13 protein-coding genes are annotated in these 16,656 nt (G+C 26.7%); 11 read left to right on the top strand and 2 right to left on the bottom strand.

Annotated elements, in window-relative coordinates; all coding sequences use genetic code 11:
* The first annotated feature begins 360 nt into the window (after positions 1–360).
* Together EDC42_RS08390 and EDC42_RS08385 are read left to right on the top strand one after the other, a co-directional pair.
* On the top strand, positions 361–4,608 hold the full coding sequence (locus tag EDC42_RS08390; protein WP_069575504.1) for a DUF11 domain-containing protein: 4,248 nt from the start codon (positions 361–363) through the stop codon (positions 4,606–4,608).
* A gap of 266 nt (positions 4,609–4,874) precedes the next feature.
* Entirely contained in the window at positions 4,875–5,309 is a 435-nt protein-coding gene (locus EDC42_RS08385) for a hypothetical protein (protein ID WP_069575505.1), read from the top strand.
* A 7-nt stretch (positions 5,310–5,316) separates the two neighbouring features.
* Here the strand turns inward: EDC42_RS08385 and EDC42_RS08380 are convergent, their stop codons facing one another.
* Both EDC42_RS08380 and EDC42_RS08375 read right to left on the bottom strand, forming a co-directional pair.
* The gene (locus EDC42_RS08380; protein ID WP_245988591.1) at positions 5,317–5,886 is read right to left on the bottom strand and encodes a ZPR1 zinc finger domain-containing protein; all 570 of its coding nucleotides are present in this window, start codon (positions 5,884–5,886) and stop codon (positions 5,317–5,319) included.
* Position 5,887: 1 nt separating this feature from the next.
* Positions 5,888–6,832, bottom strand: a complete 945-nt coding sequence (locus EDC42_RS08375; protein ID WP_069575507.1) for a 3H domain-containing protein — start codon at positions 6,830–6,832, stop codon at positions 5,888–5,890.
* Between the two features lie 232 nt (positions 6,833–7,064).
* Here EDC42_RS08375 and EDC42_RS08370 point away from each other — a divergent pair, with 232 nt between their 5' ends.
* The 9 genes from EDC42_RS08370 to EDC42_RS08330 all read left to right on the top strand — a co-directional run bounded on the left by EDC42_RS08370 (position 7,065) and on the right by EDC42_RS08330 (position 16,465).
* Positions 7,065–7,865 (top strand): carboxypeptidase-like regulatory domain-containing protein, encoded by an 801-nt coding sequence (locus EDC42_RS08370; RefSeq protein ID WP_069575508.1) that lies wholly within the window; start codon positions 7,065–7,067, stop codon positions 7,863–7,865.
* Positions 7,828–11,868, top strand: coding sequence for a right-handed parallel beta-helix repeat-containing protein (locus EDC42_RS08365; protein ID WP_069575509.1), 4,041 nt, complete (start codon positions 7,828–7,830; stop codon positions 11,866–11,868). The genes EDC42_RS08370 and EDC42_RS08365 overlap by 38 nt, the downstream gene beginning before the upstream one ends.
* An 11-nt stretch (positions 11,869–11,879) precedes the next feature.
* Positions 11,880–12,779 (top strand): tetratricopeptide repeat protein, encoded by a 900-nt coding sequence (locus tag EDC42_RS08360; RefSeq protein WP_069575510.1) that lies wholly within the window; start codon positions 11,880–11,882, stop codon positions 12,777–12,779.
* A 709-nt stretch (positions 12,780–13,488) separates the two neighbouring features.
* Positions 13,489–14,241 carry a tetratricopeptide repeat protein gene (locus EDC42_RS08355; RefSeq protein WP_069575511.1) on the top strand — a complete coding sequence of 251 codons (753 nt, stop codon included), beginning with the start codon at positions 13,489–13,491 and terminating at the stop codon, positions 14,239–14,241.
* Complete coding sequence (locus EDC42_RS08350) at positions 14,207–14,539, top strand: hypothetical protein (protein ID WP_069575512.1); 333 nt, start codon at positions 14,207–14,209, stop codon at positions 14,537–14,539. Before EDC42_RS08355 ends, EDC42_RS08350 begins: the two co-directional genes overlap by 35 nt.
* A 182-nt stretch (positions 14,540–14,721) precedes the next feature.
* Positions 14,722–14,925 carry a hypothetical protein gene (locus tag EDC42_RS08345; protein WP_069575513.1) on the top strand — a complete coding sequence of 68 codons (204 nt, stop codon included), beginning with the start codon at positions 14,722–14,724 and terminating at the stop codon, positions 14,923–14,925.
* Between the two features lie 10 nt (positions 14,926–14,935).
* Positions 14,936–15,841 (top strand): tetratricopeptide repeat protein, encoded by a 906-nt coding sequence (locus tag EDC42_RS08340; RefSeq protein WP_069575514.1) that lies wholly within the window; start codon positions 14,936–14,938, stop codon positions 15,839–15,841.
* 166 nt (positions 15,842–16,007) lie between these two features.
* Positions 16,008–16,271, top strand: coding sequence for a hypothetical protein (locus EDC42_RS08335; protein WP_069575515.1), 264 nt, complete (start codon positions 16,008–16,010; stop codon positions 16,269–16,271).
* Complete coding sequence (locus EDC42_RS08330; RefSeq protein WP_069575516.1) at positions 16,262–16,465, top strand: tetratricopeptide repeat protein; 204 nt, start codon at positions 16,262–16,264, stop codon at positions 16,463–16,465. Before EDC42_RS08335 ends, EDC42_RS08330 begins: the two co-directional genes overlap by 10 nt.
* Positions 16,466–16,656 lie beyond the last annotated feature (191 nt).

The raw sequence follows: 16,656 nt of genomic DNA, 5'->3' as shown, positions 1-16,656 counted from the left end.
TGATTATATTAATTTTAAATCATTTATAACAAAAAATTTAAATAAATTGCTATTTAATAGATTTTTTGAGGATTTAAAGAGATTATCTTTTATTTTCAGTTAAATTTTGTACGGATTTAAAAAAGGATATTTCTTTGTATTAAATTGAAGAATAATATTTGATTTTGGCATTAAATTTGATTTAAAATTTTTTGTGTAAAGTATCTAATTTATAGATTACCTTTAAATTAAGATTATTCTTTTAAAATTTGATAAATATGATTTGCCCTTTTTAAAAAAGAACTTGAAATAAGAAGTTTAATTGCTGATTAATAACTTTTGTTAATTAATGGTGATAATGTCCTCGATAGAGGTTAGAAAATGTTAAACAAAATTCAAAAGATAGTTATTGGCAAACCTTTCCTCATTTCATTAATCTTTGTTTGTCTAATCTTTACTTCTCTTGGAGTTAGCATTGAGCATTCATATGCTGCAGATTTAAACGAGAGTGATAAATTGGGGTCTGGTGTAAATGTTGAAGATAAACTAGAAAATTCTCAGAAAAATAAATCAATGTCGGATACTAATCAAAATCCCGCATTAAAAGCAAAAACTTATTCAGTAAACGGAGGTACTTTTAGGGATATTCAAAATGCTATTGATAAATCAAGTGCAGGAGATACAATAAAATTAAGCGGTAAATTTGTTTCAAAAGGTGATGATACCATTTCTATGTCAAAGAAATTAACAATCACTTCACCATCCCAAGCAATTTTAGATGGTAAAAATTCAACAACAATTTTAAAAATATTTACAGGAGCAACACAATCTAAATTATCGAATCTGAGATTTGTAAATGGATATTCTGATAGTAAAGGCGGTGCTATTGTAATTTCAGCTAAATCAATTGCATTTGACAAGTGTGTTTTTGAAAATAATTATGCAAATTTAAGTTCGGGAGCAATACATACTCCATATAGGGCAATAGCTACACAAGGTATGTTAATTAAAAATTGTAATTTCACAAATAATGGTGCAGGAATTGCCGCTGGAGCTTTAGGAATATTCGGACATGATTTTTTAATTGAGAATTGTGCTTTTAGTTCAAATTACGTTAAAGGATATGGCGAATGTTATGGCGGTGCTATTCAGATAGGATTGGATACGGAACCGTCTTATGGTAATGTTAGAAATTGCAGATTTATTAATAATAAAGCTATATCCTCTACTGGCTTAGGTCATGCAGGAGCAGGATGTGTTAGAAATGGTTCTTCCTATTATAACTGTATTTTTATTAATAATAGTGCGGATTGGGGTGCTGCTTTGACATATCATGCATCTGGCAATTTAAATAATTGTACTCTGATTAATAATACCGCCACTAAATATGGTGGTGCTGTAGCTATTATGATGAATTACCTGAATTTCATGAATTTAAATATTACAAACAGTATTTTTAAAGGAAATAAAGCTCCTTTAGGTGGTGCGGTTAAATTGGATGGGTTAAATATAAAAATTGAAGAATCCACATTTGATGATAATTATGCATCTGAGTATGGTGGTGCTGTTAATATCAATGCAACAAATGTTAAAATCATAAATTCTAAATTTAACAGAAATATTGCAAATATTGATGGTGGTGCTGTATTTATCAAAGGTAAAGACACTACAGTTAAGAATTCAAAATTCATATCAAATGAAGCAATACCTGATGTTAAAAAATTAAATGATGGATTAGGTGGAGCTATTTATGTAAACAGTACAAAAGTGCTTGCTCAGAATAATGAGTTTAAACTAAATACTGCAAGAAATGGAAGTGCAATTTACTTTGATAGAAATGGTCTTGAATTTAAACTGGTAAATAATACATTATATCAAAATCAGGCTTGGGTTTACAGGTTACCGATTTTTGCTCATGATATCTATTATGGGGAGTCAGAAAACATCAAATCAGTAATTTATGGAGGGAATAACATTGCAGATTTTGATAATTTAAAAGTATCAAATGCAATTTATAATGCAGCCAGCAATAATAAAATTGAAATTGATGGGGAACACCCAGTTTTAGGAGCAACTACCAGCGGTAAGTTATATCAGGATGACCGTGAATATAATGTGAGGGTATTGATGATGGTAAGACATGAAGATGGAACTATTGTATACAATAACTCTTTAAACACTAACTATCTAGGTGCAGTATCTGGTAAGCTGGATAATTTAAAGCCTGGAAAGTATTATGTTACCGCAAAACATTTTGAAGATAATTACTACAAAGCAATTGCCAATACAACCGTATTCAATGTTCTTCCAAAAACTGATAATAAAATCTTAAAATCAAGTAATGGAAACTCAATTGCTTATAAAGACACAGTCATCTGGACATTGAATATTACAAACAATGGTCCAAATGATTCAACCGGTGTTGTAGTATATGATGTACTTCCTGAAGGATTAATTTGGGTAAATGATGACAGTAATGGAGCATATAATCCAAAAACTGGTGTTTTAACAATAGGATCTTTAAAAGTTGGTGAAACTATAGTTTTAAATATAATGACTAAAGTTAATGCTACTGGAAAAATTGTAAACAAAGCTAATGTAACTGGAAATGAATATGATATTAATTTAGACAATAATCATGATGAAAAAGAAATCAACGTACCTCCTACTGTTGATTTGGCAATAATTAAGAAGGTCAATATCACCACTCCAAACTATGGTGATTCGGTTATCTGGACATTAACAGTTTCTAATTCCGGTCCTGATGTTGCCCATGATGTAAAAGTAACAGATATTTTTTCAGATTCATTAATTTGGATTGAAGATGACTCTCTTGGAAAATATAATCCGAAAACTGGAATTTGGAATATTGGAACTTTAAACAAAGGCAAAACAATTGAACTTAATATTGTCTCACAAGTTAATCAAACTGGAAATATTACAAATAATGTTTCTGTGACATCTCGTGAACATGATATTGATTTATCAAATAATGTAGCTAATAAAACTATATTTGTTATTAAATCAGGAGATTTGTCTATTTTAAAAACAGTTAATGTAAGTGATGCTAATTATGGTGAAATAGTTAAATGGACTCTCACTGCATATAATAATGGTCCCAACAAAGTTAATGGGGTTACAGTTCAGGATATTCTTCCTAAAGGATTAATGCTTCTTAACTACACGGCAAGTAAAGGATTTTACGATGATGGCGTATGGGTTGTGTGTTGTCTTGAAAAAGGAAAAACTGAAACTTTGGAGTTAATATGTAAAGTCAACAGAACAGGAAATATTACAAATATTGCTAAAATCTCAGGAATAGAATATGATCCTAATCTGGACAATAATCTAGACAATGAATCTATTATTGTTCCACCTGCATCGGACATTTCAGTCATAAAACAAGTTGATAGTAAAAATCCTTACTTTGGAGATATTATAACTTGGATTATTGAAGTTACAAACAAAGGTCCGGATAGGGCAACTAATATTAGAGTAACTGATGAATTGCCAGAAGGTTTAATATTTAAAGACTATGTTTCAACTTGTGGTGTTTACCAAAACGGTGTTTGGTTCTTAGATTATCTAAATGCAGGTGATAGTGAATATCTAAATATTAGTTGTCATGTCGGGCAATTGGGCATTATTGTAAATGATGTGTCTGCAATAGCAAATGAATTTGACATTAACCTGTCAGATAATCATTATAATGAGTCAATTAATGTATTGCCAGTCTCAGATCTTTCAATTGAAAAATTTGTCAATGTTTCAAATGCTAATTATAAAGATTTGATAAAATGGACACTGATAGTTTCAAATAATGGTTTTAATGATGCAACTGATGTTGTTGTTGAAGATATTTTACCTGATTCTTTAGAATTTATTAGTGCAAATGGTGATTATGAAGAGGGTATTTGGTATGTTGGTGATTTAGGTGTTGGTAATTCAAAAACATTAGATATAGTTACAAGAATCATTAAAACAGGAGATATTACTAATGTAGCCGCTGTATATTGTAGTGAAGACGATCCCGATTTGTCAAACAATGAAGCTGAGGATACTGTTCATGTTGGGCCTGCAGCTGATTTGTCAATTACAAAAACAGTTTCTAAACATGCATATGAAATTGGACAAATACTTACTTACAATATTAATGTAAATAACAATGGTCCTGATGATGCGGTAAATGTTAAAGTTAGTGAAGAATTCCCTAAATCTTTACATCTGAAATCATTTAAGATGTCAGCTGGTGAATTTAATGCTTACAGTAATGTTTGGTCAATAGATAAACTTGCAGCTGGTGGTGAGGAAAAATTACGCATGGAATTTGAAGCGTTGTCTGAAGGAATCTTTAAAAATACTGCTTCTGTTGTAAGTGATACTTTTGATAATGATTTGAATAATAATCATGATTCGGCTTTAGTTAAAATTATTGCTAATACTTCAGATAAAATTATAAATGATTTAACTGATAATTTTACTAAAAGTAATGTTGTTAAAGCTGAAAATATCAAACAGCCAGTTTATTGTCTTGAAAAACATTCTACTGCAAATTTCATAGAATTACTATCTATTTCTGTAATTGTTTCTATGATTTTTGGAGGAGGTGATATTTTTAGAAAAAGGTAAATTTAAAGTAGCTTTTAAGCTACTTTTTATTATTTTTTTGATTGTATTTTCAAAGTTATGCAACTATCAAAATTATTAATTTTATAACTAATTATTTTATATGCTGATTATATAAATGGCTATATACTGCTTCATTTATTTAATTTAAACAAAACTTTTAAATAAAACTTATGATAAATACTATATTACATATTGGTAAACGGATATTTTTTTTAAAAAATAATTTGATGAATCAATATTATAAATAAAACACAAGAGGTGTAATTATGTCTGAAGAAGAAATGATGGAAGAAACTTCAGAAGAATTCATTGATGAAGATGGGGAAAAATTGCCTTTCGCTAAAGCAGAAGTTGTTCGTTTAATGAAAGAAAATCTTGATGATGACAAAATGATTAGAGAAAGAGTAAAAGTAGAAATGAACAAATTTTTAGGTGATGTTTTAAAAAATGTATGTAAACAATTAAATGATTATCCATACACCACTGTTGAATACGAAATGCTTAAAGAATCTACTTACCCTTACACTAACATTGAAAGGATAAACCAGGAAAAAGAAAGAATTTTATTACATTTGGAAGCTATTAAAGCAGATTGTAATGCATTGGCTATGGATGTGCAAAAAACATTAAAATTAAAAGATGTTGTAGAGGAAGATACATTCAGCTTCACAGCACCTAGTGAAGAAGACGAAGAAGAATAATTCTTCTTTATTCTTCTATATGACTAAAACCTGTTTTTAATGTATTTAATTCATTTTCAGGAATTTCGGAAATTTCAACATTATCACTTACAACATTACTTTGACCAAATGGATCTAAAATAATTAAAGTTGCAGTTCCGTTTCCTTTTTTAAGATTTTGTATTTCTTTAAGAGTATTTGTTCCGTTTTCTTGTGAAGCATCATCATCAAATAAGTTTAAAGCTTTTTTAACTGCATCTTCAAAACGAGTGAGGATACCTTCAACATTTGTTACATACCCTTCAGATTTTGGACCAGGTTCTACTTTAACACCAAGTTCGGGGATTAAAACAGTTGCTGACTGTGATCTAACAACTCTGACGGATAAATTGTTTTTATTTATTTCAATAACATATCTGGCAGGATCATTTTGCTCTAAGGCTATAATGTCGCTATGTTTAAATCCGCAATCAGGACATTGTATTGTTGTTTCTAAAACTTTTCCAAAATGAGGTATTTCGATTTCTTTCATTATTGATTTGGCAACACCTTCAACAGAGCAAGCAGGACATTTTATAATCATTTCATTAATTTCCATTTCATTCATCTAAAACATATCCTTTATTTTGTAATTCTTTTATGATTTTATCTAAGTTATCTTGATTTGAAGCGCAAATTCTGGCCTCTCTGAATTCAGATAATTCGTATAATTGTGATAAGTATTCTTTTTTATCTTTATTTTCATTAATACTATTTATAAATCTATTTGCGGATTTTGTATCGTAAACATCAATATTTCTAATTAATGGTTCTTTAAATCCTTTAATGTTATATGTAATTTTTTCAAGAGTACCGTTGTTTTTATTGCTTATGATATCAACAACATCTTCTAATTCATCAATTGTGTTAATTAATTTGATTGTTGTGCATGATTTATTTATTATGGATAAGATTCCCTCTAAACTTGATTCAATGGATTCTGTATCTATGATGGTAACATTATTATTTTGAGCTTGAGTCAATAAGTGGTCATGTATGATTCTATTCTCTTTAAAGAAATCTAGCTGTTTTCCACCTCTGTGGATCTGAATAGCTCTTTTAACAAATCTTTCTTTATGAGACTCTTCATCAGAAATTAAAATGAAAAAATAAATATTTGCTTCATCTCTAAACTGTTCTATATTTATTAATCCTGGAACGAGATGAACTCCTTCAATAATGATATCATCATAATCGGTAATTGCTCTTTGAATAATCTTTTCCAGAGCAGGAATTACATATGATGCGTGATCATCAAATCCGGCAGATACAAGTTCATCATAACTGTCGTATCTGCTTTTATTTCTAATATGTTTGTATGCATCATAAGATGAGCTGTGAAGAGCAGGAGCATATTCTTTACCAATAATACCGCGAACAACGGCTCTTATAAAATCACTTTCAATTAAATGTTTTATATTTAATGCTTTTGCAAGTTCAGCAGAAATAGTTGATTTTCCAATTCCTGATGCACTTCCAATCAGTATAACATAAGGTTTTCTCATGTTAATTGTCTCCCAAGATTTATTTATTTTTTTATTTATTTTAATGTATTAATTAATTTTATTATTTTCCGATTTTTTTGATAGTGTTAGTTGTAGTAATAAATTTAAATTATAATTTATAAAACATATAATTAATTTTGTATTAAGCAATATTGATAAATTTTAAATGAAATTGTATAAAATTAATGATGAATTAGTTGGTATATATGCTATTTAATAGAGGTGTGTTGATGTGAAGAAGTTTTATAAAGCAGTTTTATTGTTGACTTTTTGTTTTTTTATTTGTTTGGACTGTGTTTGTGCAGTTTCAGATAATGTAGTTGAAAATGATACTTTAAGTGTTGATTGTCAAGTAGGAGAATTGTGCTCGGATACTATTGAAGTTTCATCAGATAACTATTATATTGATAATAATGTTGTTAATTCATCAGATATTAACTTTACAGATGTTTATTCCGGTAATGTTGTGAAAAAAGTTAAATCTACAGTTAAAACATCGATTACTGCAAAAGATATAACTAAATATTTTCAAGATGGTACAAGTGTTAAAGCTTATTTGAAAAATTCAAATGGTAAAGTTTTATCTGGAAAAAAGATCACTGTTACTTATTCTGGTAAAACTTACTCTCGTACAACTGATTCCAAAGGTTGTGTTAGTTGGGATGTTAAAAAAGGGCCTGGAACCTATTCGGTGAAATTTTCTTTCAAAGCAAGTGGTTATAAAAGCAGCAGTAAAACAGCAAAAGTTACAGTAAAAGCAATGCCAACAACATTAACAGCCAATAATCTTGTTTTTACATATGGTGATACAAACAATAAATTAAAAGCAACACTAAAAAATAAAAAAGGCAAATCAATTGTTAATAAAACAGTTGTTTTTAATTTCAGTGGTAAAAAATATATTAAGAAAACGAATTCTAAAGGAGTTGCGTGTCTAACAATTACTGCAAAACCAAAAACATACCCTACAGCCATCTCATTTACAAATGCTAATTATGTTACAAGCAAAAAAAACAATAACAGTAACAGTTAAAAGTATCCCTACAAGTTTAACAGTAAATGATTTAACATGTAATTATGGGGAAGATAATTCTTATTTATATGCTACTTTAAAAGACACTAAAAATAATAAATTTCTAAATGGGCAAACAATCACTTTTAAAATTAATGATAAAATTATAAATGTTGTTAGTGATAATAAGGGTAGAGCCAAAATCAAAATTGATGAAAAACCGGGATTATACAATGTGATTGTTTCATTTACTAAAAGTCCATATGCAAGTATTAGTAAAAAGATTAATGTTAATGTAATATCATTCAATCCAACTGTGAATTATGATGGGGGATTTTACAATAAGTCATATTTAAATTTATCATTAAATATCAATAATGCTAAATTGATTAAGTATTGTTTGAATAATGATAGTTGGAGTCAATCTGATAAATCAGTATCATTTATTTTAACAAATGGGATCTATGATTTATATTATAGTAATGGTAGTGGGAGTATTTTCCATGAACATTATTTGATTGACAATAATTGTCCTGTTGTTTGGAGTAATTTTGGTTCAGACTTATATGATTCTTCTATTATTGTTAATTTGTCCAGTTGGGATAATCTTGATGCCAATCCTAAAATTTATTATTCGTTAGATGAATCCAATTTTAAATTGTATGAAAATTTATTGAATATTTCAAGGACAACATTATTAAAATTTTATTCAATTGATTTTAATGGTCATAAAAGCGAAACAAAAACTTGTAATTATATTTTTGAAAAAATAGGTAATTTGAATTCAGGAAGAGGATTTACAACAATCCAATCAGCAATTGATGATTCAAATACCCATAATGGTGATATAATTAAAATTAGTGAAGGTTTATACAATGAACCATTAACTGTTAATAAATTCGTTACTATGATTGGGATTAATGCTACTTTAACAAGTAGGGATCCTTCCCGTCCAGTTATTGGAATTACTGGTGGTGGAAGTAATAGTGTTATTTATGGATTTAAAATTAAAGATTCGGAGCATGGTGTTGTTATTTATCATGCAGATAATGTTTCTGTAATTAATAATCAATTTATCAATGTGGTTAAATCTATAGAAATAGATGATGATAAAAATACTTTGGTTGCTTATAATTCTATTGATTCAGATAAATTTTTAAATTTCATGTCTGGTGTTGCTATTAGAAAATCAGATAATCTAATGGTTTTTAATAATAATATTTCATTAAATTCTGATACGGGTGCTGGTGGAATCGTTGTTACAAATATTACTTCAAATAATATTTCTATTGTTAATAATAGAATAACCAATAAAAACAATTTAAATGGTATTGGATTGTATGTTATCTGTTCAAATGTAAGTATTGATTCTAACAATGTTTCTAATTTTAATGCTGGATTGTATGTTGTTTCATCTAATTCTCATGTAACTCACAATGAATTTAAAAATAATAATCATGGAGTATTTTTAAGAGTCTCAGTTAATAATACTTATGCTTTTAATAATATTCATGATAATATATTATGTGGTTTTGTTTTAGATACCTCTCTTTTATCGTATAATGATTCATGTTACTTGAATAGATTATGTGATAATTCTCAATATGATTTTTACTCAGAAGCAAACAGTGATTATGTAATTAATGATAATTGGTGGGGTGAAAACACTCCTAAAATTTCTATTAATCGTTCTATTCTTGCTAACATTTATAATGCTACTGGAAATGTAATTATGAACTCTTGGATGGTTGCACATTTATTTTCATCTTCTTATAAAATAAATGAAAATAACAATATTGAAAGAGCTAAATTTTATGTTGATTTAACTTATAATAATATAGGAAATGATTTGTCATATAAAGGTTATATTCCAAATAATTTAAAATCTTTTATTGGAGTATTTAATGGGGATGGAGCTAAAAAATCCAATATTTCATATTTGCATGAGGGTAAATCTTTTGTTGATTTTGAATTAAATGATTTATTTAAAAACCATGAAAATATCACTGTCATGTCTATTTTTGACAATGTAAAAATACTAAACTCTTTTAATAAAAAGGTTACAATTGATATAATGCTATTTTCTTCTGCATGGGATTTTGAAAATAATTATTTTGTAAATAAGACTTATCAGATTCCATTCAGCAATAATGCTTCTTGGATTACATTTTGCTGGTCTGAAACAGGATTATTTACTGGTAAAATTTATGTAATAGTTAATGGTGAAATCTTAGATGAAATTAATATCCACAATCTTTTTTATCAAAAATTTAAAAATAATTATTCCACAAATGTTTTTGAAGCTATTAAGTTGCTGGATACTGTTTTTGCCAGTACGAAAGAAGGTGTTTGGGCACCTAATGGTTATTATTTCAGTTTTGCAAAAGCAGCTAATATTGATTTTAGAGATTATAATTCTGTTTATAATAGATTTTTAAATTATATTAAATTATATTATGATTTAACAGACTCTGATTTAAATTTTGTTAAAAATTATAAAGGTTTTTTCATTGATTTTATTGATATGACTATTGATTTTCATGGTGATATGACTCCAGATATTAACTTTGATTATAATGGAGTTCATAAACTTTTAAAGCCTCCATCTAGTTATGCTCATCGTATAAGTAATATTTATTACACTGATATTGAAGATGAAAATAATATTAGTATTGGTTATGAAGGTATGCGCAGTTTTGCAATTGTTAAAGATAATTTAACTAATGATGATTTGCAATTTTGGTTAAATCAAAAAGAATTATATGCTCCAGGTTTGATGAAAGCCGCTTATGGTACTTTTTTAACTTCTTTGTTAGTGATTTATGAAAATGACCGTGTGGCTGATGAATCTGCAATTAAATTTAATGTGACTTGGTCTCGTATTAGTCCTGTTTGTGTTTCTTTGTGTAATGATTATAATTGTTTATATGTTACTGGGGAGTCTGATCATGGAATGGGTCGGGAAGCGATAGGAAATATTAGTGATGTTTGGAAGTTTAATTTTGCAACAAGTTTCAGTTTCAGTCTGGTGGAGCAGTTGGTCGGTAATAATATTTGGAATGATACGACAATAGGTAGTGTTACTCTTGGTTTAATTGAAAGTTATTTTAATAATGAAACAATGGAAATTTTTACAAGTAACGGATATATATTTATTAAATGTGAGAATGACGGTAATACTTTGTTGTTTTTAGATTTGAAGACTGGAATTGTTCGGGACTATTTCAGTTATTATGGTTTACTTGGGACAATGCCATGTTATCATGATAACATAACAGAAAATGCATGGAAATATGGAAATAATCTATTAAATAATATGGGCAGAGAATTCAATGATTTAAAAAATATTTTTGGTATTGGAGTAATATCTGCAACGTTAATTGGGGAGGTCGAATTCATTGGTTTAGAAATGAGTGGAATTGGATCAGCTTTAATTGAAGGATCTGAAATTGGATTATTGTTTGGGGAAATTTCAATTGCTCCAATCATGTTAATATCATTGCCAATTATCATGTTTTTATTCCCTGAACAGGTTAATGAAGTATGGATGAACTTTGCAAGCTTATTTAATCCATATTATAAGGATTATCCTGATATTCCAATTTATGAAAATACTTATCCTGCAAATATAATAAATCCTCCTAAATTAGTATTAGATGGTAAATCATCAGATGATTATATTATTTCACAACTTAAAAATAATAGAAATTTTAATAATAAGTATAAAAGATATAATTCTAATGTTAATAAGGATAATATAAATTTTAAAATAAAAATAGGACCTATTCCTAGTGGAAAAGGTCCAAAGGATATGGATAATCTTGGTTCAGCTGAAGAAGTTGGTAAATATTTAAAAGAATTATATAAAAATTATAAAGATGCGAAAAGTAAAGGTGAAGTATTAAAGTTTGTAAAATCTAATATTAAAGAATTATTTGCTTTGTCTTTGTATTTTGAATCAATTGAAACTGTAAATTTATTAATAAATTTGTTTTTATATGAAATAGAAAAAGATAAGGGATAGGTGGATTTTTCATGTTTAAGGATAGGATAGTTAATTATTATATTGATAAATCGATGGAATATGGTCATAATCATTTAAATAAAAAAGCAATTAGATGTGTTGATAAAATATTGTTCTTTGATAAGAATAATGCTAGGGCTTTGTCATTTAAAGGGCTTTATTATGCTTTTCTTTTTGAAAAGGAGAAATCGTTTGAATGTTTCAGTGAAATTCTTAAAAATAATCATGATGATGTACATTGTTATTATAGAAAAGGATTGGCATGTATGGAGTTAATAGAATATGAACAAGCAGTGGATTGTTTTAAAAAAGTATTGGATGTTGATCCCCATCATCCAATAGTTTTAAGGTACATTAGTTCATGTTATTTGTATTTGGGAGAATATGATTTAGTTTTTAATTCCATTAATGATGTATTAAAAGATGATGGGGAAAATCCTGAACTATTACTTAGTTTAAGTCTTTATTATGATGCTTTGGAAATGTATGATGAATCATTAAATATTTTAAATAAAATAATAGAAAAAAATCCTAATGATAATGATGCATTATTACAAATGGCTACTGTTTATGAAAATCAAGAAATGTATGATGATGCATTAAAATATATTGAATTGGCTTTAAATATTAATGTCGATAGTATTGTTTTAAAATCAATAAAATATAATTTATTAGCTCATGTTGGTGATTTTGAACATTCTTTACAGGGTTTTGATGAGATTTCTAAAACATGTTTTGATGGTTGGGGTGTAATGGAATTGTATTATATTTATTATGGAGGTGCATTGGAGGTAATGGGGAAATATGAGGATGCATTAAATTTATATGATGAATATTTGGAAAAATACCCAAATTTCCCAAAAGAAATGATTGAAAATATGAAGGAAGATGCCTTAAAGTTGATTAAGTAAGTTTGATGTGAGTTAGTTCCATATTGATCCGGTTTGTGTTTCTTTATGTAATGATTATTGCAGATTTACTTGGAACATATGGTTTAAATGAAATGGCTGAATACTATAGAACAAATAAGACTTTAAAAATGATTTTTTGATAGTATGTTTTATTTAATTTTTGGGGAAAATAGTAAAATTCCATTATTTTTAAATAAATATAATATGAAAAATCCATGATGAAACTATTTAATATTTCTAATTATTTGAATTATCTATTATTGTATTTTTTTTAATGGAGAAGATTATAGTCATTTAAAGTATAGAATATACATCAATGATGAATAGTAATGTTTAATGGAGTAATTTTAAGAATTGGGAATTTTAATGTAGGGAATTGATGTTGCTTTAAAAGTTACCTGATGGTAAATTTCTAGGGATACTCAAAAAGTAATCCATAAAATGATTAAATGTATTTCAATTGGAAAATAAATAGGATATATGTTGAATATTAGAATTTTAGATGGTGAGCTTCCAAAAATAAGTTATTGTCAGGAGGTTTTATTTTGAGTAGTAAAATAAGAATTTTTAATAATATATTTAATTTTTATAATAAATGGAAATTTCGTGATGCTAGGAGATTTTTAAAAAATGGAGATTATGATAATGCATCAGATATTTTTTATAAATTATTAAAGAAAAATTACAAGGTCATTCTTGTTTTATCTATTTGATAGAGATTCATGATAAATTAGGAACATTGGATGAATTATTGGTTATAATTGATGATTTACTACTTGATGAAAGATATGATTATAATGAATTATTAGTTCAAAAAGGAAATATATTATCTATTCAAGGAAAGGATAAAATTGCAATGAAATGTTTTGATAAGGTGTTGCAAGATGATTCAACTAATTTATGGGCTTATTATTTTAAATGCTATGTTTTAAATAAATCTGATGATTTAAGTAATTTTGATAAGTTATTTTCAATGGTTAAATCACAATCTCCAGATGAATATTATATATGGTTATTAATAGGAGTACTTTTTTCCCGTAACGACAGATTTGATGATGCATTATACTGTATTGATGAAAGTATAAATAGATATGATGGACAAGAAGATAGTTGGTTGTACAAAGGATTGATTTTTTATGAAATGGGCAAATACGATGAAGCGTTGTCTGCTATTGATATTGCTTTAAAAATTAATCCAAAAGATTCTTATCTTTATCTTACAAAAAGTGTTATTCTTAATGCAATGGAAAAATATGATGGAGCAATTTTTTATTCTAATAAATGTTTAGAATTAGATAAAAATAATGTATTGTGTTTGTATAATTTATCCCTGTCTCTTTATAATCAAAATAAATTTGATGAATCATTAAAATATTGTGAATCTGCTTTAAAAATAGATCCTAACTATTGTTTATCATTGAATCTTTATGCTGAAATTTTACGCCATAAAAAAAAGGTTTGATGATGCATTAGTTGTCATTAATAAAGGATTAAATTCATGTTCAGAGGGTATTGATTTTTTAAAGTTGAAATTGCTAATTTTAAGTGATTTAAGAAAATGGGATGATGTTTTATGTTTGTCCAATGAAATTTTAAAAATTGAAAATGATTGTGAATTGACATGGAATTTAAAATTTGACGCACTTGAAAATCTAAATAAAGTAGATGAATTAATTTTAGCATACGATGAAGTTTTTAAAATTTTTGAAAATGATTCAGATTTAAAAAAAGATAAAACTGAAAGATTAAATAGGTTATAAAGTTTCTTATAATGTGACAACCATATAATGTTAAGGATTAGTGTAATTTATTTAAGAAGAAAGAATATTGTGACAGAAATAACTACAAGAATAAAATTAAATGCAAATGGTTATCAAGTAGGAAATACCATTCATTAAATACTATTCTCACTAAATACTCGTAGTTCCAATGAGCAGATGATATGGGTTCAGCTGAAGAAGTGGGTAAATATTTAAAAAAGTTATATAAAAATTATAAAGATGCGAAAAGTAAAGGTGAAGTATTAAAGTTTGTAAAATCTAATATTAAAGAATTATTTGCTTTGTCTTTGTATTTTGAATCAATTGAAACTGTAAACTTATTAATAAATTTATTTTTATATGAACTAGAAAAAGATAAGGGATAGGTGGATTTTCATGTTTAAGGATAGGATAGTTAATTATTATATTGATAAATCGATGGAATATGGTCATAATCATTTAAATAAAAAAGCAATTGATTGTGTTGATAAAATATTGTTTTTGGATAAGAATAATGCTAGGGCTTTGTCATTTAAAGGGCTTTATTATGCTTTTCTTTTTGAAAAGGAGAAATCGTTTGAATGTTTCAGTGAAATCCTTAAAAATAATCCTGATGATGTACATTGTTATTATAGAAAAGGCTTGGCATGCATGGAGTTAGAAAAGTATGAACAAGCAATCAATTGTTTTAAAAAAGTATTGGATGTTGATCCTCATCATCCAATAGTTTTAAGGTACATTAGTTCATGTTATTTGTATTTGGAAGAATATGATTTAGCTTTTAATTCCATTAATGATGTATTAAAAGAGGATATGGAAAATCCTGAACTATTACTTAGTTTAAGTCTTTATTATGATGTTTTGGAAATGTATGATGAATCATTAAATATTTTAAATAAAATAATTGAAAAAAATCCTAATGAAGATAATGCATTATTACAAATGGCTATTGTTTATAGAAATCAAGAAATGTATGATGATGCATTAAAATATATTGAATTGGCTTTAAATATTAATGCCGATTGTATTGTTTCAAAATCAATAAAATATAATTTATTAGCTTATGTTGGTGATTTTGAACATTCTTTACAGGGTTTTGATGAGATTTCTAAAACATATTTTGATGGTTGGGGTGTAATTGAATCGTATTATAGTTATTATGGCGAGTCATTGGAGGTAATGGGGAAATATGAGGATGCATTAAAGGTATATGATGAATATTTGGAAAAATACCCAAATTTCCCAAAAAAAATGATTGAAAATATGAAAACTGATGTCAAAAAATTAATTAAACAATGTTAATGTTGTTTTAATTATCAAAAATAGATATGTTGCAGATATTTTTATTATTAACTATTTTAAAGGCATTGATTTGAATCATATATTTTTTATAATTAATGAAGATTATAGAATATTTTCAATGAAATATTTAATAAATAGGATTAATTTAATGGATAGGGGATTTTTCATGTTTAAGGATAGAATAGTTAATTATTATATTGATAAATCAATTACATATGGCTCTAATTATTTAAATAAAAAAGCAATTAGATGTGTTGATAAAATATTGTTTTTGGATAAGAATAATGCTGAGGCTTTGTCATTTAAAGGGCTTTATTATGCTTATATTTTTGAAAAGGAGAAATCGTTTGATGTTTCAGTGAAATTCTTAAAAATAATCCTGATGATGTACATTGTTATTATAGAAAAGGATTGGCATGCATGGAGTTAGAAAATTATGAACAAGCAATGGATTGTTTTAAAAAAGTATTGGATGTTGATCCTCATAATATTATAATATTAAACGAGATTAGTTCATGCTATTTATATTTAGAAGAATATGATTTGGCTTTCAATTGTCTTAATGATATATTAAAAAAAGATGAGGAAAATCTTGAAGTTTTGCTTAATTTAAGTCTATTATAATGATTTGAAAATGTATACTGAATCATTAAATATTTTATAGTTAAAAACCTAACTTTTAAGAATGTATTTCGATACCCATTTATTAAAGAATGATTCATTATTTATTATCTTATAATATTCTTTTTTAAATAATTTTATTAATTCTTCTTTTGTTTCGACAAAAGTAGTGTATGTGATTCTTTTTATTGATT

Source organism: Methanobrevibacter gottschalkii DSM 11977 (assembly GCF_003814835.1).
Classification (GTDB): Archaea; Methanobacteriota; Methanobacteria; order Methanobacteriales; family Methanobacteriaceae; genus Methanocatella; species Methanocatella gottschalkii.
The sequence above is the reverse complement of the archived record's forward strand: the minus strand, read 5'-3'. Positions and strand labels throughout refer to the sequence as shown.

Excerpts from the sequence above, each read along its gene's own strand:
- EDC42_RS08390 (WP_069575504.1), top strand. The coding sequence starts at position 361 with ATGTTAAACAAAATTCAAAAGATAGTTATTGGCAAACCTTTCCTCATT.
- EDC42_RS08385 (WP_069575505.1), top strand. The coding sequence starts at position 4,875 with ATGTCTGAAGAAGAAATGATGGAAGAAACTTCAGAAGAATTCATTGAT.
- EDC42_RS08380 (WP_245988591.1), bottom strand. The coding sequence starts at position 5,886 with ATGGAAATTAATGAAATGATTATAAAATGTCCTGCTTGCTCTGTTGAA.
- EDC42_RS08375 (WP_069575507.1), bottom strand. The coding sequence starts at position 6,832 with ATGAGAAAACCTTATGTTATACTGATTGGAAGTGCATCAGGAATTGGA.
- EDC42_RS08365 (WP_069575509.1), top strand. The coding sequence starts at position 7,828 with ATGTTACAAGCAAAAAAAACAATAACAGTAACAGTTAAAAGTATCCCT.
- EDC42_RS08360 (WP_069575510.1), top strand. The coding sequence starts at position 11,880 with ATGTTTAAGGATAGGATAGTTAATTATTATATTGATAAATCGATGGAA.
- EDC42_RS08350 (WP_069575512.1), top strand. The coding sequence starts at position 14,207 with ATGCTGAAATTTTACGCCATAAAAAAAAGGTTTGATGATGCATTAGTT.
- EDC42_RS08345 (WP_069575513.1), top strand. The coding sequence starts at position 14,722 with ATGGGTTCAGCTGAAGAAGTGGGTAAATATTTAAAAAAGTTATATAAA.
- EDC42_RS08340 (WP_069575514.1), top strand. The coding sequence starts at position 14,936 with ATGTTTAAGGATAGGATAGTTAATTATTATATTGATAAATCGATGGAA.
- EDC42_RS08335 (WP_069575515.1), top strand. The coding sequence starts at position 16,008 with ATGTTTAAGGATAGAATAGTTAATTATTATATTGATAAATCAATTACA.
- EDC42_RS08330 (WP_069575516.1), top strand. The coding sequence starts at position 16,262 with ATGGAGTTAGAAAATTATGAACAAGCAATGGATTGTTTTAAAAAAGTA.